Source organism: Mitsuaria sp. BK037, from assembly GCF_014193045.1.
In the GTDB taxonomy this organism is placed as follows: Bacteria; Pseudomonadota; Gammaproteobacteria; order Burkholderiales; family Burkholderiaceae_C; genus Roseateles.
Genome location: NZ_JACHYS010000003.1, coordinates 723,523 through 744,376, shown reverse-complemented (window position 1 = coordinate 744,376; position 20,854 = coordinate 723,523). Strand labels below are relative to the sequence as shown.

Sequence of the window (20,854 nt, the reverse complement as noted above, 5' to 3'; positions counted from 1 at the left end):
CGGGGCGGGACAACCTTGGACCTAGGGGCGGCGGCGTCCCGTCCGCGTCAGATCACGGCGCTCTGGACATAGAGCTCGAACTGGAAGTGGGCCGGGAGGCTCTGGTTGCCGGCCAGGTCCACCTGCTGGACGAAGACCTCGACCTGGCCCGCCGTGCCGGCCGGCAACCCCATGTCCGCGGTGGTGATCGTGTGGCCCTTGCCGCCCTGGTAGTACTCCTTGCCGTTGACGGTGACCTTCAGCCACCACTCCGCGTTGGGCTCGAGCTTGCCCAGGCGCAAGGTGCCGTCGGAGGTGATCCTGTCGTTGTTCCAGTAGCCGGTGTCGTTGACCAGCTGCACCGTCGGCGCGACGGGCTTGACGGTGTCCAGCGTGAACGACCGCTCGGTGATCGTCACGTTGCCGGCCAGGTCCTGCTGACGGACCTGCAGCGTGTGCGCCCCGTCCTTGAGCCCCGCGGTGCTGACGCTGCGCCCATGGTCGGCATTGGTCAGCCAGGACTGGCCGTCCCAGCTGTAGGCCCAGCCGTCCATGGCCGCCACGTCGATGGCCCCGTGCTTCATGTGCGGAGCGGTGGTGAACGGGCCGTCGATCGGGGGGTCGACCGGCAGCCGGATCAGCGCGCCCTCCGGCGGGGTGAGGTCCACCTTCACGGTGACGCGGCTCGCCTGGCTCGCGTTGCCCGCCAGGTCGACCTGGCGCAGCCAGATCTGCTGCTCGCCCTCCTGGCCGACCTCGGCGCCGCGCAGCCCGCCGCCGGTGCCGGGGCGCCAGGTCGTGCCGTCGAGGCTGTACTGCCAGTGCGCGTCGCGGTCCAGGCGGCCGACATGGATGTCGCCGTCGCGGCCCAGCCAGCCATTGGCCGGCGCCGAGGGCGCCAACGCCGCCGGCGCCTGCGTGTCGAGCTCGAACGACAGCCGGCTCGAGACGCTGCGGTGGCCCTGCGCATCGAACTGCTCGACGATCAGGTCCTTGCGGCCGTCCGCGCCGAAGGCGGCGGCCGCGATGCGATCACCGCTGCCCGCGACCCAGGACTCGCCACCGTCGAGGCTGTAGCGCCACCGGCCGCTGCCCAGCAGGGCGTCGACCTGGACGTCCGCGCGCGAGGTGATGCCGTCGTGGTCCGACACGCCGGTGTCCATCACCAGGCGCGGTCGCGGCGCGGGGACGTCGGGGTTCGGCTCAGGGTCGGTGCCGCCGGGTTGTTCCGGTTTCGGTTGCTCGGGCTTGGGCTCTTCGGGCTTGGGCTGCTCCGGCTTGGGATCCTCCGGTTTGGGCTCCTCCGGCTTCGGTCGCTCGGGCTGGGGCTCTTCCGGTTTTGGCTGTTCGGGCTTGGGTTGCTCAGGCTTGGGTTGCTCGGGCTTCGGGGACTCCGATTCCGGCTTCTCCGGCTTCGGCTCTTCGGGTTTTGGCTGCTCGGGCCCAGGTGCTTCGGGCTTCGGCTGCTCCGGTCCAGGCTGCTCCTGCTCGGGGCGTTCCGGCTTGGGCGTCTCGGGCTTCGGTTGCCCCACCTCGGCCACGGGCGGTTTGCTGCTCGAGCCGCCCGCGGCGGCCACCGCGACGCTGGCCGCGCCGCCCACGCCGAGCAGGCCGAGTCCCGAGGCCAGCAGCGCGCTGGAGCGATCGGCGCGCGACGCGTCGGAGCCATCGGCATCCGCCTTCACGGGTGCGCCGGCGTCTGAAGCCGGCGGCTCCGCGGGCTCTGCTGGCGTGGCGGGCGGCGGCGTCGCGCCTTCGCGCGCGGCCGCATCCGCGTCAGCGGGCGGCGCGGTGTCGAGGTCGTCCTCGTCGCGACGACGGCGCGATGGCGCATCGCCCCCTGGCGCCGGCGACTTCACGGCACGGACATGGGACAACGGATCGGAGGGAGTGGTCATGGCAAACAGACGGCGATGGAAAGCCTCGCAGTCTGTTCAAGCGCACTCGGATGCGCATCGACCTTCAGCGGTGGTGAGCCTGGACGCCTTCCCCTTCAGTCGGTAGGTGTCCTACTGAAACTAGCCGGGGAGGACGCCACGCGCCGATCGCGCCGATCGCGCGGATCGCGCCACACCGCCTCACACCCCTCGGTCACTCCACCGCCTTGACCATGTCCTCGACCACCTTCTTCGCGTCACCGAAGACCATCATGGTCTTGTCCATGTAGAAGAGTTCGTTGTCCAGGCCCGCATACCCGGCCGCCATCGACCGCTTGTTGACGATGACGGTGCGCGCCTTGTAGGCCTCCAGGATCGGCATGCCGTAGATCGCGCTGCCCTTCTGCAGCGCGGCCGGGTTCACCACATCGTTCGCGCCGAGGATGATGGCCACGTCCGTCTGGCCGAACTCGGCGTTGATGTCCTCCATCTCATGGACCTGGTCGTAGGGCACCTCGGCCTCGGCGAGCAGCACGTTCATGTGACCCGGCATGCGGCCCGCCACCGGATGGATCGCATAGCGGACGGTGACGCCCTTTTCGATCAGCTTCTGCGCGAGCTCCTTGACCGCATGCTGCGCGCGCGCGACCGCCAGGCCGTAGCCGGGGACGATGATCACGCTCTCCGCGTTGCCGAGGATGAAGGCCGCGTCGTCCGCGCTGCCGCTCTTCACATTGCGCTGCTGCGCGGCCCCGGCGGCGGTGGTGCCCTCGGCGCCGAAGCCGCCCAGGATCACGTTGAAGAACGAGCGGTTCATCGCCTTGCACATGATGTAGCTCAGGATCGCGCCCGAGCTGCCCACCAGCGAGCCCGCGATGATCAGCATGCTGTTGTTGAGCGAGAAGCCGATGCCCGCCGCGGCCCAGCCGGAGTAGCTGTTGAGCATCGACACGACGACCGGCATGTCGGCGCCGCCGATCGGGATGATCAGCAGCACGCCCAGCACGAAGCCCAGCGCCGCGACCAGCAGGAAGTCCATCGCGCTCTGCGAATGCCAGAAGCCGAAGATGAAGAACACCGCCGCCAGACCCAGGACCAGGTTGAGCCAGTGCTGCCCGGGAAAGGTGACCGGCGCGCCCTGGAACAGGCGGAACTTGTACTTGCCGCTGAGCTTGCCGAAGGCGATGACCGAGCCGGAGAAGGTCACCGCGCCGATGAAGCAGCCCAGGGCCAGCTCGATGCGGTTGCCGCCGGGGATGGGCGCGTAGCGGGGCGCGATGCCGAAGGCATGCGGCTCGACGACCGCGGCCACCGCGATGCACACCGCCGCCAGACCGATCATGCTGTGCATGAAGGCCACCAGCTCCGGCATCTTGGTCATCTCGACGCGCTGCGCCATGACGGTGCCGATGCCGCCGCCCACCACCAGGCCGCCCAGGACATAGGCCAGCCCCAGCGTCTGTCCGCCGGCCAGCTTCAGGATCAGCGCGCCGGTGGTGAGCACGGCGATGGTCATGCCGACCATGCCGAAGACGTTGCCGCGGATGGAGGTGGTCGGGTGAGAGAGGCCCTTGAGCGCCTGGATGAAGCAGACGCTCGCGATCAGATATAGCAGGGTGACGAGATTCATCGACATCGGTCAGCCCTTCGCGTTGCCGTGGCCATCGGCGGGAGTCTTGCGCTCCTTCTTCTTGAACATCTCCAGCATCCGCCGCGTGACGAGGAAGCCGCCGAAGACGTTGACCGCCGCGAGCGCGACGGCGAAGGTGCCCATGAACTTGCCCAGCGAGGTCTCGGTGAGCGCGGCGGCGAGCATCGCGCCGACGATGACGATGGCCGAGATCGCGTTGGTCACGGCCATCAGCGGCGTGTGCAGCGCCGGCGTCACGGTCCAGACGACGTGGTAGCCGACGTAGATCGCCAGCACGAAGATCGTCAGGTTGATGAGGGTGGGAGAAACGGCATCCATCCGGGACTCTCCTTGCGGGCGCGCGGCCCGGTCGTCATGCGGCCTCGCGGCCTCCAGCAGGGTGGCCGCTCAGGCCTGGCGCAGCACCTGGCCCTCGTGCGCGACGAGGCAGGCGGTCACGATGTCGTCGTCGGCCGGCAGCGCGAAGCCGCCTTCCTTCGTCAGCACCAGCTTCAGGAAATCCAGCACGTTGCGCGCGTAGAGCGCGGACGCGTCCGCCGCCACCAGCGACGGCAGGTTGGTCTCGCCCACCAGCGTCACGCCGTGCTTGCGCACCGTCCGGCCCGGCTCGGTGAGCGGGCAATTGCCGCCCGCCGGCGCCGCGATGTCGACGATGACGGAGCCCGGCTTCATCGCGCGGACCATCTCCTCGGTGACCAGCACCGGCGCCGGCCGTCCGGGGATCAGCGCGGTGGTGACGACGACATCGGCCTGGGCGACGCGCTTGGCGACCTCCACCTGCTGGCGCTGCAGCCAGCTCGGCGGCATCGGGCGGGCGTAGCCGCCGACGCCCTCGGCGGCCTGGCGCTCCTCGTCGGTCTCGTAGGGCACGTCGATGAACTTGGCGCCGAGGGACTCGACCTGCTCCTTCACCGCGGGGCGCACGTCGGAGGCCTCGATGACCGCGCCCAGCCGCTTGGCGGTGGCGATCGCCTGCAGGCCGGCGACCCCGACGCCCAGCACGACGACCCGCGCGGCCTTGATCGTGCCGGCGGCGGTCATCAGCATCGGGAACAGGCGCTGGTAATGGAAGGCGGCCAGCATCACCGCTTTGTAGCCGGCCAGGTTGGCCTGGCTGGAGAGCACGTCCATGCTCTGCGCGCGGGTGGTGCGGGGCGCGGCCTCGAGCGCGAAGGCGGTGAGCCGCGCCTCGGCCAGGCGCTGCAGGCCGTCGCGGTCGAAGGGATTGAGCATGCCGGCGAGCACCGCGCCGGGCTTGAAGAGCGCCATCTCGCCGGGCTCCGGCGCACGGACCTTCAGGACGAGGTCACAGGCGAAGGCCGCCTCGCGCCCCACCAGTTCCGCGCCGGCGGCGGCGTAGGCCTCGTCGGTCACGCTGGCGTTCAGGCCTGCGCCCTGCTGCACGCGCAGCGCATGGCCCTGCGCGACCAGCTTCTTGACGGTCTCCGGCGTCGCGGCGACGCGCGCCTCCCCCGCCGCGGTTTCCTGCGGCACACCGATCAGCATCTGGAATCCCTCCATCCTGAATCAGGGTCGGGGCGAGCTTAACCGGGGGACCGCCTCGGGCGAGACGCGCCCGCGACTGGGTTTTTCACCAACCAAACCCATGAGCAATGTGAGGCAAAGCTGTTTCGAATGGTGAACTAGAGTCGTCGAAGGGGGTCAAAGCGACGTTAAATGACGACCGAAAGGAGTCAGACCATGACAAAGAAAATTCTCCTCAGCAGTGCGTTGGCCTTGGCGGCCCTGATGCCGATGGCATCCCGGGCCGCCGATGTGGGGGTCTCGGTGAGCATTGGCGAACCGGGTTTTTATGGACAGATCGACATCGGCAATGTGCGCCCGCAGGTGGTGTACGAGCGGCCGGTGCTGGTGACCCGGGTGCCGGCGCCCGCGCCGGCGGTCTATCTCCGCGTGCCTCCGGGCCATGAGAAGAACTGGGCCAAGCACTGCGCGCGCTACAACGCGTGCGGCCGGCCGGTGTATTTCGTCCGGGACAACTGGTACCGCGAGGTGTATGCGCCGCAATACCGCCGCGATCACAGCGAATACCGCTGGCGCGACGATGGCCGCCGCGATTACCGCGATGACGATCGCGGTCCCGGCAAGGGTCACGGCCGCGGACACGGTCACGACAAGGACCGCGACGATGACCGCGGCCACGGACACGGCCGGGGCAACTGAGCCTCTCGCTGAAGAATGAAGAAAACCCCGGCAAGCCGGGGTTTTGCTTTTGGGCGATGTCGGACGGGTGCGCCGACGGGTTCAGGGGACACGCCTTCGCCGGCGTGGTCGCTGTTCGCCGCCGCTGTCACCAGGCCCCCTCACAATGCGGCCCCGTTCCCACATCGAGGTGGCGCTCCCCCGGCATCCCCTGCCGCCGGACCAGCCGCTCCCCAGGAAGGACCATGACCGAACGATTCAAGCCCAGCGTCACCGTCGCCGCCGTGATCGAGCAGGACGGCCGCTACCTGCTGGTCGAGGAGCTCACCCGCGACGGCCTGCTGCTCAACAATCCCGCCGGCCATCTGGAGCAGGCCGAGTCCGCGATCGACGCGGTCAAGCGCGAAGTCCTCGAGGAAACCGCCCGGCCGTTCACGCCGGACGCCTTCCTCGGCGTCTACATGTCGCGTTTCCTGCGCCCGGACCGCGGCGACGACGTGACCTATGTGCGACTGGCCTTCACCGGCCGGGTCGGCGACCAGATCCCCGGCCGCCCCTTCGACGAGCCGATCCAGCGCACCCTCTGGCTGACGCTGGACGAGATCCGCGCCAGCCGCGACCGCCATCGCAGCCCGCTGATCCTGCAGTGCATCGAGGACCACGCCGCCGGCCGCCGGCTGCCGCTGGAGGCCGTCGCGGCCCACCCGTCGCTGTACGCGCCGCGCGCCTGGCCGCATTGAGCGCGGCCGGCGCCGCGATCGCGCTCAGAGCGTCATCGCGGCGCTGATCGCCTGGTCGATGTGGCGCGGCTCGCGCCGGCGGGCCTCGAGCTCATTGATCGCGCAGCGCGACAGCGTCACCAGCGACTCGCGCTGGCGCTCGCGCAGGCGCCGCGGCAGGCGGTCCATCACGCACAGGCTGCCGACGACCTCGCCGGTGGACAGCGACAGCGGCACCGACGCATAGAAGCGCACATACGGCGCGCCCTGCACCAGCGGGTGGTCGAGGAAGCGGCGGTCGTGCCAGGTGTCCGGCACCTCCTGCAGTCCGCCGTGATGCATCACGTGCGAGCACAAGCCACGTGCGCGCGGCATCGTCCGCAGCGGCAGGCCGGAGGTGCCGATCAGCCGCAGCTGCTCGCCATCCACCAGGCCGACCGCGGCCATCGCGCCGCCGCTGATGTCGCAGGCCAGGTCGGCCAGTTCGTCGAAGGCGGAGTGGCCGCGCGGCGCCAGGTCCAGCCCGTCGACGGCCGCCTGCCGCGCCGGCTCGTCCGCCCGCAGCGGCGGCAGCCAGCCCTGCAGCAGCGCCAGCACCTCCTCGGCCTGGGTGCCCTTGTCGAAGAAGCCGGAGATGCCGTGCTCGGCGCAGGCGCGCCGCATGTCCTCGTAATAGCTGTTGCTCAGCACGATCGCCCGCGCGCCGATGCCCAGCTGCCGGATCGCCCGCAGCACCCGCAGCCCGCTGCCGGGTTGCAGCGCCAGGTCCATCACCACGACATCGGGCTGGGTCCGCGTGATCGTCTCGATCGCGGAGGCCTCGCAAGCCGCCTCGCCCACCACCTGGATCCGGCGTTCTCGCGCCAGCAGCGCCTGCAGTTGCGCCCGGATGGTGATGGACCCTTCGACGATGACGACGTTCATGATCGGTCTCCCTGTTTCATTCAGTTTCTTCGGACGCCGCGAGGCGGAGGAGTCGGCGACCACCGGCCCCGCTGTGCGTCGAATCGCGCAGCGCGTGTCAGCCATTCCTGACACGCCTCCCCCCGGGCGGCGTGGGGCGTGAACGGCGTCACGAAGTCGGGGGTGGAGGGGGTGGGTGACGAGGCGCGTCGGGCGGCGGCCGGCCCCGCGCCGGACAGGCCTTGCGGACCTTTGGGACAATCGCGCCCCATGAATCCCAAGAAGCAACGCATCGTCGTCGGGCTGTCCGGCGGCGTTGATTCCGCCGTGTCCGCCTGGCTGCTCAAGCAGGCGGGCCATGAAGTCGTCGGCATCTTCATGAAGAACTGGGAAGACGACGACGACAGCGAGTACTGCTCCTCCAACATCGACTTCGTCGACGCGGCGGCGGTGGCCGACGTGATCGGCATCGAGATCGAGCATGTGAACTTCGCCGCCGAGTACAAGGACCGCGTCTTCGCCGAGTTCCTGCGCGAGTACCAGGCCGGCCGCACGCCCAACCCGGACGTGCTGTGCAACGCCGAGATCAAGTTCAAGGCCTTCCTCGACCACGCGATGCGGCTGGGCGCCGAGAAGATCGCCACCGGCCATTACGCCCGGGTGCGCGAGCAGGACGGCCAGGTGCAGCTGCTCAAGGGCCTGGACCCGCTCAAGGACCAGAGCTACTTCCTGCACCGGCTCAACCAGGCGCAGCTGCGCAAGACGATGTTCCCGGTCGGCGAGCTGCCCAAGACCGAAGTGCGCCGGCTGGCCGAGGAGATCGGGCTGCCCAATGCGAAGAAGAAGGACTCGACCGGCATCTGCTTCATCGGCGAACGGCCCTTCCGCGAGTTCCTCAACCGCTACCTCTCCCACAAGCCCGGCCCGATCAAGGACGAGCGCGGCCGCAAGCTGGGCGAGCACGTCGGCTTGTCCTTCTACACGCTGGGCCAGCGCCAGGGGCTGGGCATCGGCGGCGTGAAGGAGAAGGGCGCGCCGCGCGGCGGCGGCGAGCACGAGCCCTGGTTCGTCGCCCGCAAGGACCTGGCGAGCAACACGCTGGTGGTCGTCCAGGGCCACGACCACCCGCTGCTGCAGAGCCGCGGCCTGGTGGCGCAGGACCTGAGCTGGACCGGCCAGGCGCCGGCCTTCGGCGGCTTCGGCGCCAAGACCCGCTACCGGCAGGCCGACGCGCCCTGCGCGCTGACCCCCGGCGAGGGCAGCATCCGCCTGGACTTCCCGCAGCCGCAATGGGCGGTCACGCCCGGCCAGAGCGCGGTGCTCTACGACGGCGACGTCTGCCTGGGCGGCGGCGTCATCGCGGAAGCGATCGCGTAGTCCCGAGGCCACGTCCGCCGGCGGGCCGTCCCGAGTGCCCGGCCGACCAGGGCCGGCGCGGCGGCGGTCCGCTGCCCGTCGCACGCCCGCCGGCAGCTCATCCAGCGATTCGGGGCACTCGTCGCATGGCCGGAACCGCCGCGGCCGGTGTCCCATGACAATGCGCACCTTCCCTGCCGGACGTCGCCTGTGGCACGCTGGCGTGTTGCCGCCTCGCCTGGATGGACCCCTTGGATCGTCTGCTCGCCCGCATCGCCCAGCCCGCCTTCGTGCTGCGCATTGCCGCCCTGGCGATCTGTCTGCTGGAGCTGGGCTCGGCGGTCTGGGGCCTGATGGGCAACGCGACCGAGCCCTACGACGGCGTCCTGGCCAGCCTCTACCGCCGCACCGGCGGCGACACCCACGACGCGCCCTTCGTGCTCACCTGCCTGGCGCTGGTGATGCTGTTCGCGTGGCACTTCTGGCGGCTGGCGCGCCAGCAACACCTGGACCTGCCGCCGGCCGACGCGCTCGCCCGCGTGCTGCTGCTGGACGTGCTGGCGCTGCTGGTCACGCCGGGTCTGCCCTTCCTCGTGACCGTGCTGGCGGCGCTGCTGCTGAACGTGCGGCGCGCCTTCAATTTCGCGCTCGCGCAGGTCGTGATCAGCGTGGCGCTGTACTGGCTGCTGCCCAGCGAGGCCCAGCGGCTCGAGCAGCTCCAGCCCGACCTGCCCTGGTGGCTGAACAGCCTGGGGCTGTCGATGTCGATGGTGGCGCTGCACGGCATGGCCTTCGGGCTGGGCCGGCTGGCCGCGGCGGAGGCCGAGCGCAGACGCTGGTTCCAGGCCATGCTGGCCGAGAAGGAATCGGGCGAGCGGCTGCAGATCGAGCAGCTGCGTTATGCCGAGCGCCTGCACATGGCGCGCGAGCTGCACGACGTGATGGGGCATCACCTGACCGCGCTCAACCTGCACCTGCAGCTGAGCGAGGCGCTGCTGCGCCGCCACGACGAGCCCGGCGCCGCGCAGGCGGTCGAGAAGGCCAAGCTGGGCGCGGCGGGGCTGCTGGCGGAGGTCCGCGCGGCGGTATCGCGCGAACGGGAGAGCCAGCGCATCAACCTCGAGGCCGCGCTGCGCACGCTGGCCGACGGCATCGCCAGCACGCAGATCGAGCTGGCGCTGGACCCGGTCGCGCAGGACCTGACGCCGCGCTGCGCGCACGCGTTGCTGCGCTGCGTGCAGGAGGCGGTGACCAACGCGGTGCGCCATGCCGGAGCGACCCGGGTGCGCGTCAGCCTGGAGGCGGTGGACGAATCCGGTCCGCAGGTCCGGGTGCGGGTTGACGACAATGGCCGCGGCACGCGCAAGCTGCGCGAGGGCAACGGCCTCAAGGGCATGCAGGAACGCATGGCCGAACTGGGCGGGACGATGCAGGTGCTGCGGCATCACCCCGGATTCCTGATCGAACTGAACTGCCCGCGGCGCGCCTGAACCGGGATTGCGCCATCCAGCAAGGAGACGACATGAGCGACAACACGATCAAGCTGCTGCTGGTGGAAGACCAGCAACTGGTGCGCGAGGGGCTGAAGGGCCTGCTGGCGCTGCACGACGACATCCGCCTGGTGGGCGAGGCGTCGGACGGCGCGGAGGCGCTGGAGCTGCTGGCGCGCGAGCAGCCGGACGTGATCCTGTCGGACATGCGGATGCCGCGGCTGGACGGCATCGGGCTGATCCGGGCGCTGGCGGCGCGGGCGCTGAAGATCCCGGTGGTGCTGCTGACCACCTTCGACGACACGGCGGCCTTCGACGAGGCGGTGCGGGCGGGGGCGCGCGGTTTCCTGCTGAAGGCGATCAGCCCGGACACGCTGGTGCAGGCGCTGCGCGACGTGGTGGGTGGCTCGACGGCGCTGCGGCCGCTGCTGACCGAGCGCATGGAGCGCGCGCCGGTGGAGCGCGCCTTCGCGGCGACGGCGGAGCCCGAGCCGCTCAGCCCCAAGGAGCTGCAGGTGCTGCGCCTGGTGGCCAGCGGCCGCAGCAACACCGAGATCGCCGCGCTGCTGGGCAACAGCGAAGGCGTCATCAAGAACCACTGCTCCGCGGTGTTCGCGAAGATGGGCGTCCGCGACCGCACGCAGGCCGTGCTGCGCGCGATCGATCTGGGCTGGATCTGACCTCGCGATGTTCGCGAAGAAGAGCATCCTTGACCGCACGCAGGCGGTGCTGCGCGCGATCGATCTGGGCGGGATCTGACCACCGCCTCGTTGGCTCGGTCGATCGGGGCGTCGCGAGCGGACGTCAGGCTAGGCGGGCGGAGCGGAGGAACCGGAGCGTACTTCGGTACGTGAGGATTCCGAGCATCTGCCCAACGACGCCTGGCGTTCGCGCAGTAGCCCTCGCTCTTAGATCCAGAGGTCGTAGTCTTGGAGCGCGCGGATGCGGCGTTCCACAGACAGGAATCGGGCGGCGCCGACTTCGCCGATCGCCTTCACCACGCGCGGGTGGTACTTCTTGTAGAGCTTCTGCTCAGCGTCGACGTACCCCAGGTAGCCCTTGGAGAAGTACTTCGACTGCGCATTGGTCGGCTTCTCGCCGATCTGCACGAATTCCACCGACATGCGGGTGAACTGGCGGTTCAGCGTGGCCAGTTCGCGCTCATACGCCTCGTAGACGGGCACGAACTTCTTGGTCTGCGCCTCGTCGAGCTGCAGCGCCTTGAGGACGACGCCCTTGCGGTCGGCCCGCACGGCGTCGCGCAGCGATTGCGCCTGGGTGGCATCGGGTACCGGCGCCGGATCGGCGAAGGCGGGGAGCGCGGCGGCCAAGGACAGGCACAGCGCGGACAGCGCGGCAAACTTCTTCATCACTCTTCCCTCGTGAAAACGTCGGAACTTCGACGTCGCGCGGATTCTAGGAAGCCGGGTATGCCCTGACCCTCGGGGACTTCACGGGGAGACGGCCGCGCGCTGCTGCCGCCAGCGCGCCCGCCAGCCGGCGCGTGGCGCATCGGCCACGTGCAACACCAGCTCGGTGCCGGCGCCCGGCGCGCTACGCACCGACAGGCACGCCGCCATGAGGCGCGCCCGCTCGCGCATCCCGCACATGCCGTAGCGCCCGTCGCGCGGCTGGCGCGCCTCCCAGTCCGGCGGCAGGCCGATGCCGTTGTCGCGCACCGTCAGCGTCAGGCCGTCGGCGCGGTAGTCCAGCTCCAGGCTCACCTCGCTCGCCCGCGCATGGCGGTCGGCATTGGTCAGGGCCTCGCGCGCGATCAGCAGCATTTCATCCTCGATCGAGGCCGCCAGCGCCCGCGGCGTGCCGGTCACCCGGATCCGGAACTGGCCCGGCGGCCGGACCAGGTCCTGGCCGGCGCGCGCCAGCCGCTCGGCCAACCGACGGTCCGAGCCCCGGCGCTCGCCGCCGTTTGCGTCGTCGTCGCCCTCGTCGTCATCCCCCCAGCCGCCGCGCTCGGCGGCGTCCTCGTCGTCGATGCGCTGACGCAGCTGGCCGACGCGATCGCGCCCTTCGGCCAGCAGCCCCTCGGCCCGCGTCAGGTCGCGCTCCATCTTGTGCCGCAGCGCCTGGTCGGTCACGCGCCGCACGCTCGCATCCAGCCCCAGCAGCAGCCCCTGGAAGCCCTGCAGCAGCGTGTCGTGCAGGTCTCGCGCGATGCGCTCCCGCTCGCGATGGCGCACCTCCAGCCGCATCCGCAGCCGCGCCTGCAGCGCCCGCACCCGCAGGCGATACCCGCCCCAGATGGCCCCCACCAGCGCCAACGCCAGTCCCCAGCGGAAGGCGGCGTACTCGTGCAGCGCCGGCGCGATGCGGAAAGCCAGCACCGACGGCCGGCGGCTCCACAGCCCGTCGGGATTGGAGGCCAGCACCTCGAAGCGGTAGTCGCCCGGACCGAGGTTGGCGTAGGTCGCCTCGCGCTGCGTGCCGGCGTCGCGCCAGTCCGCGTCGACGCCCACCAGCCGGAAGCGGTAGCGCACCTGCTCCGCCTTGCTCAGCACCCGGGCGGCGTAGCGCAGCGTCAGCGCATTGGTGCCCTGGGGCAGCTGCTGGCCCTGCGCGGCCGGATAGCTCTGCCCGCCGGCCATCAGCGCCTGCACGTCGACGCCGACCTCGCGCGAGTTGCGCGGCGTGCGCGCCGGGTCCAGCCAGACCACCCCGAGGTTGGTCACGAACCACAACCGGCCGCGGGCGTCGCGCACCGCGGTCGGCGTCGCCGAGGCCTGACGGGCGATGCCGGGCAGGCCGTCCGCCGCGTCCAGCAGCTGGTAGCTCAGCGGACTGGCCGAGGCCTCGAACAGCGCGGGCACCTCCGCCGCGGCCAGTCGCACCAGGCCGCGGCCGCCGTTGAGCCAGAGGTCACCGTCGAAGGACTCGACGATGCCCGACACCCGGCCGAAGGCCGGATCACGCTCGATGGGGATGGTGGCGAAACGGCCATCCCGCCCCAGCGCGACGCCGTTCTCGCCGGCGACGACCAGGCCGTGGCGGGTGTTGCGCACCGTCAGGATCCGGCCGGTGCGCAGGCCCTGCTCCGGTCCGAAGCGCAGGCGCCGGCCCAGGTCGTCGATGGCGGTGAGCACGCCGTCGTGGCCGAACCACACGGCCCCGTCCGCGTCCACCGCCAGCGAGCCCGGCGGCTGGCCGTCGAGCTCGCCTTCCCTGACGCGGGCGATGCCGGCGCGCGTGGCGTGGAACACGCCGACCTCGTGCAGCGACAGCCACAGCCCGCCGGTCGGATCGGCGGCCATGCCGCTGGCGGCGGCCCGCGTCCCGGCGGGCAGCGGCTGGGCCCAGCGCTCCCAGCGCCCGCCCGGCGGCGAGCGCCACAGCGTCTCGTTGTCCCACAGCCAGAGCGAGCCGTCGGTCGCCCGCACCGCCTGCGTGGCCGGCCGGCGCGAGCTCGGCCGCGGATCGATGCCGGTCTCGCGCACCGGACCGCCAGGCGGATCGACCCGCCAGCTCGCCGAGGAACTCGACAGCAGCACGCCGCTGCCGTCCGGCTGCACGTTGAAGCCGGTCGAGGCGGCATCCTCCAGCCGCGTGACGCGCCGGATGCGGTGCTGGCGCAGGCTGCTGACGCCGACGTTGGTGCCGACCCAGATCTCGCCGTCGTCGCTTTCCACCAGCGGCACGGTGATGGACGAGCCCAGGCCGTCGGCGACGGTGAACCACTGCCCGCGCGACCAGTCCAGCTGCTCGCCCGCCATCAGGCGGGCCGCGTCCGCGGCCTCGGTGCGGAACACGCCGCGACCGTTGACGGTCACCCACAGCCCGCCGTCGCTGGCGAACAGCATCTGCTTGACCAGCGTCGCCGGCCGGCCGTCGCGCTCGGACACCACGCTGGGGGAGAACGGTGCCGCGGCCAGGTCGTCCATCCTCACCGGCGCGGGCGCTGGCGCGGTGTCCGGCAGTTGCGCCCACGAGCGCCAGGATCCTGGCACGCCCAGCGGCCGCACGCCGCCGCGGCCGTCGGCGATCCAGAGCCGGTCCTGGCCGTCCTGCGCCATCACCGCGCTGCGGCCCAGCGGCACGCCGGTGTCCTCGAAGCGCTCGGCATTGGCGGCCAGCCGGTACAGGCGCTCGCCGGAGCTGACCCACAGGGTGCCCTGGCGGTCGCGGAACAGGTACTCGGCGCCGGCCGCGGGATAGCCCTGCGCTTCGCCGATGCGCTGCCAGCGCTGGCCGTCGAAACGCGCCAGGCCCTTGCCCGCCGCGGCCCAGAGCGCCCCGCTGGCGCGCACCAGGCGCAGCACGCGGCCGCCGGGCAGCCCCTGCGCCGCGCCGTAGCGGGTCACGCCGTCGTCGCGCAGGCGCAGCACGCCGCCTTCGAACAGGCCGATCCACAGCGTGCGGTCCTCGTCGACCAGCAAGGCGTTGATGTTGAACGCCGGCAGCGGCTGGTCGCCGGGCCGGTAACGCTCGAAGCGCAGGCCGTCGAAGCGGTACAGCCCCATGCCGGTGCCCAGCCACAGCACCCCCTCGCGCCCGCCGCCCAGCGTCCAGACATCCGCCGGCGCGCCGTCGCGGACGTTCCAGGAGCGGTGGGAGAAATCGGGCAGGCCCTCGGCAGTCGGAGCTGGAGCTGGAGCGGGAGTGGCGGCAGCGGGCGCAGCGGCACGAACTGCAGCGCGAGCGGCGGCGGCAGGCACAGAGGCTGGGGCAGGGACAGCGGCGGTCGTGGCCTGGCCGGACCCGTGCGCACCGGCGAGCCCAGTCGCGGGAACCGCGGCTGGCGCGGCAGTGGCCGCAAGCGCGACCACCAGCATCCATCCGATCCACCACCTCGCCACTCGACCTCCCTCCGTCCGGCGCCATGCCGGCCGGCGACTGTGCCGACCCGGGCCCCCTGCGGTCAAGCGCGCGTCGTCCCGGTCATGCGGCCGGCAGCGGCTGGAGCCGGTAGAGCCCCTGCGCGGCGCCGCGCGACGGACGCGCCGGCAGCGGCACCGGATCGTCGGCCACCGGCTCGTCGTCCAGCAGCCCGCGGCGCAGCGCCTCGGTGGCGGCCTGGGTGCGGCTGCGCGCGCCCAGCTTCTGCAGCAGCGTCTTCACATGCGTCTTGACGGTGCCCGCCGCGACGCCCAGCCGCAGCCCGATCGACTTGTTGTCCAGGCCCAGGCAGAGCATGCGCAGCACGTCGCGCTCGCGCGGCGTGAGCTCGTCCCCGAGCCAGCCCTCGGCCACGGCGCCAGCGGCAGTGCGGCAGAGATAACGCCGTCCGGCCGCGACGGCGCGGGCGGCGTCGCGCAGTTCCTCCAGCGCACAGGCCGCATGCACGTAGCCGAGCACGCCCGCCGCCATCGCATGACGGACGCGGCCGCCGTGCGTGACCGGACTCACCACCAGCCACTGCGGCGCGGGCACGCCGCCCGAAGCCGTGCCGGCGCCGCCGCGGCGCGGCACGCCGGCCAGCGACTGCAGTGCGCCCTCGTGATCCGCGATCACCAACCGCACCGACGTGCTCCGGCTGCCTGGCCCCGCCGCGCCCAGCGACGGGAAGCCGGACGGCAGCCCGTCGTCGCCGGTGTCGTGCGCGCGGAAGAAGGGCGACAGCGCGGCGGCGATGCCGGCGCGCAGCAGCGGATTGCGATGCACGACGATCGCGTCGAGGACGGCGGGGGGACGCTCGATCAGGGACATGGACAGCTCCCGGGGGGCGGTGAAGGGCGGTGGCGCGGGGGCGCCGGAGGACTGCGCCGATCATCGGAAGCCATGCTGCACCGCGATAGCCCCGGTCGAGTCGATGCCCGCTACCCGAAAGGGTAATGGCCCCCTGGAAGAGGGACGCCCCGAAGGGGGCCGCCCTATGATCGCCGCCATGCTGCCCGCGCCCGAACCCATCCGCGTCCTGACGGTCGACGACCACCCGCTGATGCGCGAGGGCATCGCCGCGGTGCTGGGCGAGCAGCCCGACATGGCGCCGGTGGGCGAGGCGGCCGACGGCTGGCAGGGCCTGCAGGCCTTCGAGCGGCTGCGCCCCGACGTCACGCTGATGGACATCCAGATGCCGGGCATGGACGGCCTGGAGGCGCTGTCGCGGCTGCGCACGCTGAGCCCGGGCGCGCGGGTCATCGTGCTGACCACCTTCAAGGCCGATGCCCAGGCCTGGCAGGCGCTCAAGCTGGGCGCCTCGGGCTACCTGCTCAAGACGCAGCTGCGCACCGAGCTGCTGGACGCGATCCGCGCGGTGCATCGCGGCCACCGCTGGATCCCCAACGAGGTCGCCCAGGAGATCGCCGCGCACGCCGGCCAGGAGCAGCTCTCGGGGCGCGAGATCGACGTGCTCGAGCACATCGCGCAGGGCCTGAGCAACCGCGAGATCGGCGGCCTGCTCTCGCTGTCCGAGGACACGATCAAGGCGCGCGTGAAGATGATCCTGTCCAAGCTCGACGCCCGCGACCGCACCCACGCCGTCGTGCTGGCGCTCAAGCGCGGCCTGCTGCGCCTCTGAACTCCCCCGGGCGTCCCCGCTCATTCCCTCCCCCCACGGGGGGAGGGGTCGAGGGAGAGGTCGAGGGAGAAGGGTCGCCCACCGCCTGCCTCTGACGGGAGAGCGCTGGCTGCGCCATCGGCGGCTGTCGCGCCGGACATCGGTTTCCTAGGATGCCTTCATCCCTCGGAGACCCTCGATGACGATTCCTTCGACCCCCTCGGACCTCACCCGCCGCGACCTGCTCGCGCTGGGCGGCCAGCTCGCGCTCGCCGCGGCGCTGCCGCTGGCGCTGGCCGACGGCGCCGAGGCCGCGGCCTCTTCCTCCCCCTCCACCCCCTCCCAACACCCCCTACCAGGAGCCCCCATGAGCTACGTCACCACCAAGGACGGCACCCAGATCTTTTACAAGGACTGGGGCAGCGGCAAGCCCGTCGTCTTCTCCCACGGCTGGCCGCTGAGCAGCGACGCCTGGGAAGACCAGATGCTCTTCCTCGGCCAGAACGGCTTCCGCGTGATCGCCCATGACCGCCGCGGCCACGGCCGCTCCAGCCAGAGCTGGAACGGCAACGACATGGACACCTACGCCGACGACCTGGCCGCCGTGCTCGACAAGCTCGACATCAAGGACGCGATGCTGGTCGGCCACTCCACCGGCGGTGGCGAGGTCACCCGCTACGTCGGCCGCCACGGCGTCAAGCGCGTGTCCAAGGTCGTGCTGGTCGGCGCCGTGCCGCCGACGATGATGAAGTCCGCCGCCTACCCGAACGGCCTGCCCAAGGACGTCTTCGACGGCATCCGCGCCGGCGTGCAGAAGGACCGCTCGCAGTTCTACAAGGACCTGACGACGCCCTTCTTCGGCGCCAACCGCCCGAACGCGCAGGTCTCGCAAGGCATGCGCGACAGCTTCTGGCTGCAGGGCATGCAAGGCTCGCTGAAGTCGCAGTTCGACTGCATCAAGCAGTTCTCCGAGACCGACTTCACCGAGGACCTGAAGAAGATCACCGTGCCGACGCTGATCATCCACGGCGACGGCGACCAGATCGTGCCGATCGGCAACTCCGCCGAGCTGTCGGTGCAGCTGGCCCCCAAGGCGACGCTCAAGGTCTACAAGGGCGGCAGCCATGGCCTGGCCGCCACCAGCAAGGACCAGCTGAACGCCGACCTGCTGGCCTTCGCGAAGTCCTGATCCCGCCAGTAGTCCGCTTCAACGATCCCCTCGAGGGTCCGCGCCGTTCTTCACCGCCGCGCGGACCTTCGTTTCCCCGTCCCTCCAGGAGACCCCCATGAGCAAGCTCGCCAAGGCCGTTCCCGGCGCCAAGTTGCTGAACCCCACCGACCACACGCTGGTCATGATCGACTTCCAGTCGCAGATGGCCTTCGCCACGCACTCGATCGATGCCAACAACCTGCGCACCCACGCCTCGCTGGTGGCGCAGGCGGCCGCCGGCTTCGGCGTGTCCACCATCCTGACCACGGTCGCCGAGAAGAGCTTCTCCGGCCCGATGTTCGACGAGGTCACCGCGCCCTTCCCCGGCAAGAAGATGCTGGACCGCACCTCGATGAACACCTGGGAGGATGTGGCGGTGATCGAGGAGATCAACCGCATCGGCAAGGACCGCATCGTGCTGGCCGGCCTGTGGACCAGCGTCTGCATCGTCGGTCCGGCGCTGTCGGCGATCGACCAGGGCTTCGAGGTCTACGTCATCACCGACGCCTGCGGCGACGTCTCGCTGGAAGCGCACAACCGCGCCGTCGAGCGCATGGTGCAAGCCGGCGCGCAGCCGATCACCTCGCTGCAGTACCTGCTGGAGCTGCAGCGCGACTGGGCTCGTGGCGAAACCTACGACATGACCACCGGCATCGCGAAGAAGGTCGGCGGCGCCTACGGCATCGGCATCAACTACGCCAAGACGATGTTCAACGCCCACGAGGGCTGAGCTTCGACGGCAGCGCAAAGGCGGTCCTCATGAATGCATATGTGTTGTCGGCCGCCGTGGGCCTGCTCGTCGGCGTGATCTACGGCCTGCTCAACGTGAGGTCGCCGGCGCCGCCGGTGATCGCGCTGGTGGGCCTGCTGGGCATCCTTGCCGGCGAGCAGATCCCGCCACTGCTGCGCCAGTGGCTGCAGCGCGATCCGGCGCAGGTCAGCTGGGTCGACCAGAAATTGCGCCCGCACATGTTCGGGCACATGCCCGGATGCGAGAAGACGAAGACCGCGGCGGCCCCCGGCGCGGCGCCCGAGGCGACCACCGCCCGGCGCGCGAGCACGGCCCCGGCGGCGAACGCGGAGTCCCACGATGCCTGACACCTCCTTCTCCCGCACCGCGGGCATGACGCCCGACCTGGTGCTGTTCAACGGCCGCTTCACGACGCTGGACCGCACGCGGCCGAGCGCCGAGGCGGTGGCCATCCAGGACGGACGTTTCCTCAGCGTCGGCGGCAACCAGGAGATCCTGGCGCTGGCCGGCGCGACGACGCGCCGCATCGACCTGAAAGGCCGCGGCGTGCTGCCGGGCCTGATCGACAACCACCTGCACATCATCCGCGGCGGCCTGAACTTCAACATGGAGTTGCGCTGGGACGGCGTGCGCAGCCTCGCCGACGCGATGGCGATGCTGAAGGCGCAGGTCGACATCACGCCCGCGCCGCAATGGGTGCGGGTGGTGGGTGGCTTCACCGAGCACCAATTCCATGAGAAGCGGCTGCCGACCATCGACGAGCTCAATGCCGTCGCGCCGGACACGCCGGTCTTCATCCTGCACCTCTACGACCGCGCGCTGCTGAACGGCGCGGCGTTGCGCGCCGTCGGCTACACCCGCGAGACACCCGAGCCGCCCGGTGGCCAGATCCTGCGCGACAGCGCGGGCAATCCCACCGGCCTGCTGCTGGCCAAGCCCAACGCGTCCATCCTGTACGCGACGCTGGCCAAGGGGCCGAAGCTCCCGCCGGAGTACCAGCTCAACAGCACGCGCCACTTCATGCGCGAGCTCAACCGGCTGGGCGTCACCGGCGCGATCGACGCGGGCGGTGGCTTCCAGAACTATCCCGAGGACTACCAGGTCATCCAGCAGCTGTCCGACGCCGGCCAGCTGACGATCCGCCTGGCCTACAACCTGTTCACCCAGAAGGCGGGACAGGAAAAGGAAGACTTCCTCAACTGGGCGAAGTCGGTCCCCTACAAGCAGGGCAACGACTACTTCCGCCACAACGGCGCCGGCGAGATGCTGGTGTTCTCCGCCGCGGACTTCGAGGACTTCCGCCAGCCGCGGCCCGACATGGCGCCGCAGATGGAAGGCGAGCTCGAGGAGGTGGTGCGCATCCTGGTGCAGAACCGCTGGCCGTGGCGCATGCATGCGACCTACGACGAGACGATCTCGCGTGCGCTGGACGTGTTCGAGAAGGTCCATCGCGACACGCCGATCGACGGGCTGAACTGGTTCTTCGATCACGCGGAGACGATCTCGACGCGCTCGATGGACCGGATCGCCGCGCTGGGCGGTGGCGTGGCGGTGCAGCACCGCATGGCCTATCAGGGCGAGTACTTCGTCGAGCGCTACGGCGCACGAGCCGCCGAGGCGACGCCGCCGGTGGCCGAGATGCTGCGCCGGGGCATGAAGGTCTCGGCCGGCACCGACGCGACGCGGGTGGCCTCGTACAACCCGTGGGTGTCGCTGTCCTGGCTGGTCACCGGCCGCACCGTCGGCGGCCTGCAGATCACGCCGCAGCGCAACTGCCTGGACCGCGAGGCGGCGCTGCGCATGTGGACGGAGAACGTCACCTGGTTCTCGAACGAGCAGGGCAACAAGGGGCAGATCGCGGCGGGCCAGCTCGCCGACCTGATCGTGCCGGACCGCGACTTCTTCGGCTGCCCGGAGTCGGACATCGCCGACACCAGCGCGCTGCTGACCATGGTCGGCGGCAAGGTGGTGTGGGGCGCCGGCGATTTCGCGTCGCTGGATGAATCGGCCCCGCCGCCGGCGATGCCGGACTGGTCGCCGGTGCGGCGCTACGGCGGCTACGGCGCCTGGGGCGCGGAAGGCAAGCCGCTGCAGGCGGCGATGCGGCGCACCGCGTGCTGCGACACCGCCTGCGGCGTCCATGGTCATGCGCATGCGAATGCCTGGGCGTCGGAGGTGCCCGCCTCCGACCTGAAGAGCTTCTGGGGCGCGCTGGGATGCGCGTGCTGGGCGGTCTGATGATGGACTTGGACACACGAGCCGCCCCGATGCGGCGCGCCGAAGCCGGGTACAACCGGCGGCACCTGG

General features: G+C 71.1%; 18 protein-coding genes. 10 read left to right on the top strand and 8 right to left on the bottom strand.

Features of this window, described 5'->3' with window-relative positions; translation table 11 throughout:
- Positions 1–47: 47 nt before the first annotated feature.
- From FHT37_RS20060 to FHT37_RS20045, 4 genes are all read right to left on the bottom strand, one after another.
- Positions 48–1,877, bottom strand: a complete 1,830-nt coding sequence (locus tag FHT37_RS20060; RefSeq protein WP_183483876.1) for a hypothetical protein — start codon at positions 1,875–1,877, stop codon at positions 48–50.
- 193 nt (positions 1,878–2,070) lie between these two features.
- Positions 2,071–3,492, bottom strand: coding sequence for an NAD(P)(+) transhydrogenase (Re/Si-specific) subunit beta (locus tag FHT37_RS20055; RefSeq protein ID WP_183483874.1), 1,422 nt, complete (start codon positions 3,490–3,492; stop codon positions 2,071–2,073).
- Between the two features lie 3 nt (positions 3,493–3,495).
- Positions 3,496–3,825, bottom strand: coding sequence for an NAD(P) transhydrogenase subunit alpha (locus FHT37_RS20050; RefSeq protein WP_091730467.1), 330 nt, complete (start codon positions 3,823–3,825; stop codon positions 3,496–3,498).
- Positions 3,826–3,894: 69 nt separating this feature from the next.
- Entirely contained in the window at positions 3,895–5,013 is a 1,119-nt protein-coding gene (locus FHT37_RS20045; protein ID WP_183483872.1) for a Re/Si-specific NAD(P)(+) transhydrogenase subunit alpha, read from the bottom strand.
- Between the two features lie 195 nt (positions 5,014–5,208).
- Between FHT37_RS20045 and FHT37_RS20040 the strand changes: the two genes are divergently transcribed.
- Both FHT37_RS20040 and FHT37_RS20035 read left to right on the top strand, forming a co-directional pair.
- Complete coding sequence (locus FHT37_RS20040; RefSeq protein WP_183483870.1) at positions 5,209–5,691, top strand: hypothetical protein; 483 nt, start codon at positions 5,209–5,211, stop codon at positions 5,689–5,691.
- Between the two features lie 224 nt (positions 5,692–5,915).
- Positions 5,916–6,410: an NUDIX hydrolase gene (locus FHT37_RS20035; protein WP_091730456.1), complete on the top strand. Its 495-nt coding sequence runs from the start codon at positions 5,916–5,918 to the stop codon at positions 6,408–6,410.
- 24 nt (positions 6,411–6,434) lie between these two features.
- On the opposite strand, the gene FHT37_RS20030 is transcribed toward FHT37_RS20035, so the two are convergent.
- Positions 6,435–7,313 (bottom strand): response regulator, encoded by an 879-nt coding sequence (locus FHT37_RS20030; RefSeq protein WP_183483867.1) that lies wholly within the window; start codon positions 7,311–7,313, stop codon positions 6,435–6,437.
- Between the two features lie 249 nt (positions 7,314–7,562).
- Here FHT37_RS20030 and mnmA point away from each other — a divergent pair, with 249 nt between their 5' ends.
- The 3 genes from mnmA (at position 7,563) to FHT37_RS20015 (ending at position 10,818) form a co-directional block, all read left to right on the top strand.
- The gene (mnmA, locus tag FHT37_RS20025; protein WP_147243045.1) at positions 7,563–8,669 is read left to right on the top strand and encodes a tRNA 2-thiouridine(34) synthase MnmA; all 1,107 of its coding nucleotides are present in this window, start codon (positions 7,563–7,565) and stop codon (positions 8,667–8,669) included.
- A gap of 230 nt (positions 8,670–8,899) precedes the next feature.
- Positions 8,900–10,138 carry a histidine kinase gene (locus FHT37_RS20020; RefSeq protein WP_147242080.1) on the top strand — a complete coding sequence of 413 codons (1,239 nt, stop codon included), beginning with the start codon at positions 8,900–8,902 and terminating at the stop codon, positions 10,136–10,138.
- Between the two features lie 32 nt (positions 10,139–10,170).
- Complete coding sequence (locus tag FHT37_RS20015) at positions 10,171–10,818, top strand: response regulator transcription factor (protein ID WP_091730445.1); 648 nt, start codon at positions 10,171–10,173, stop codon at positions 10,816–10,818.
- Positions 10,819–11,046: 228 nt separating this feature from the next.
- On the opposite strand, the gene FHT37_RS20010 is transcribed toward FHT37_RS20015, so the two are convergent.
- The 3 genes from FHT37_RS20010 to FHT37_RS20000 all read right to left on the bottom strand — a co-directional run bounded on the left by FHT37_RS20010 (position 11,047) and on the right by FHT37_RS20000 (position 15,796).
- Positions 11,047–11,508 carry a hypothetical protein gene (locus FHT37_RS20010; RefSeq protein ID WP_147243044.1) on the bottom strand — a complete coding sequence of 154 codons (462 nt, stop codon included), beginning with the start codon at positions 11,506–11,508 and terminating at the stop codon, positions 11,047–11,049.
- Between the two features lie 81 nt (positions 11,509–11,589).
- Positions 11,590–14,805, bottom strand: coding sequence for a sensor histidine kinase (locus FHT37_RS25705; RefSeq protein WP_183483865.1), 3,216 nt, complete (start codon positions 14,803–14,805; stop codon positions 11,590–11,592).
- Between the two features lie 223 nt (positions 14,806–15,028).
- Positions 15,029–15,796, bottom strand: coding sequence for a response regulator transcription factor (locus tag FHT37_RS20000; RefSeq protein WP_183483863.1), 768 nt, complete (start codon positions 15,794–15,796; stop codon positions 15,029–15,031).
- A 178-nt stretch (positions 15,797–15,974) separates the two neighbouring features.
- Here FHT37_RS20000 and FHT37_RS19995 point away from each other — a divergent pair, with 178 nt between their 5' ends.
- The 5 genes from FHT37_RS19995 (at position 15,975) to FHT37_RS19975 (ending at position 20,785) form a co-directional block, all read left to right on the top strand.
- A complete protein-coding gene (locus FHT37_RS19995; protein ID WP_183484223.1) occupies positions 15,975–16,607 on the top strand; it encodes a response regulator transcription factor in 633 nt (210 codons plus the stop codon).
- 178 nt (positions 16,608–16,785) lie between these two features.
- Positions 16,786–17,775 (top strand): alpha/beta fold hydrolase, encoded by a 990-nt coding sequence (locus tag FHT37_RS19990; RefSeq protein WP_183483861.1) that lies wholly within the window; start codon positions 16,786–16,788, stop codon positions 17,773–17,775.
- Positions 17,776–17,872: 97 nt separating this feature from the next.
- Positions 17,873–18,526, top strand: a complete 654-nt coding sequence (locus tag FHT37_RS19985; RefSeq protein WP_091730426.1) for a hydrolase — start codon at positions 17,873–17,875, stop codon at positions 18,524–18,526.
- 29 nt (positions 18,527–18,555) lie between these two features.
- Positions 18,556–18,894, top strand: a complete 339-nt coding sequence (locus FHT37_RS19980) for a XapX domain-containing protein (RefSeq protein ID WP_183483859.1) — start codon at positions 18,556–18,558, stop codon at positions 18,892–18,894.
- Positions 18,887–20,785 (top strand): amidohydrolase, encoded by a 1,899-nt coding sequence (locus FHT37_RS19975; protein WP_183483858.1) that lies wholly within the window; start codon positions 18,887–18,889, stop codon positions 20,783–20,785. Before FHT37_RS19980 ends, FHT37_RS19975 begins: the two co-directional genes overlap by 8 nt.
- Positions 20,786–20,854: the final 69 nt, after the last annotated feature.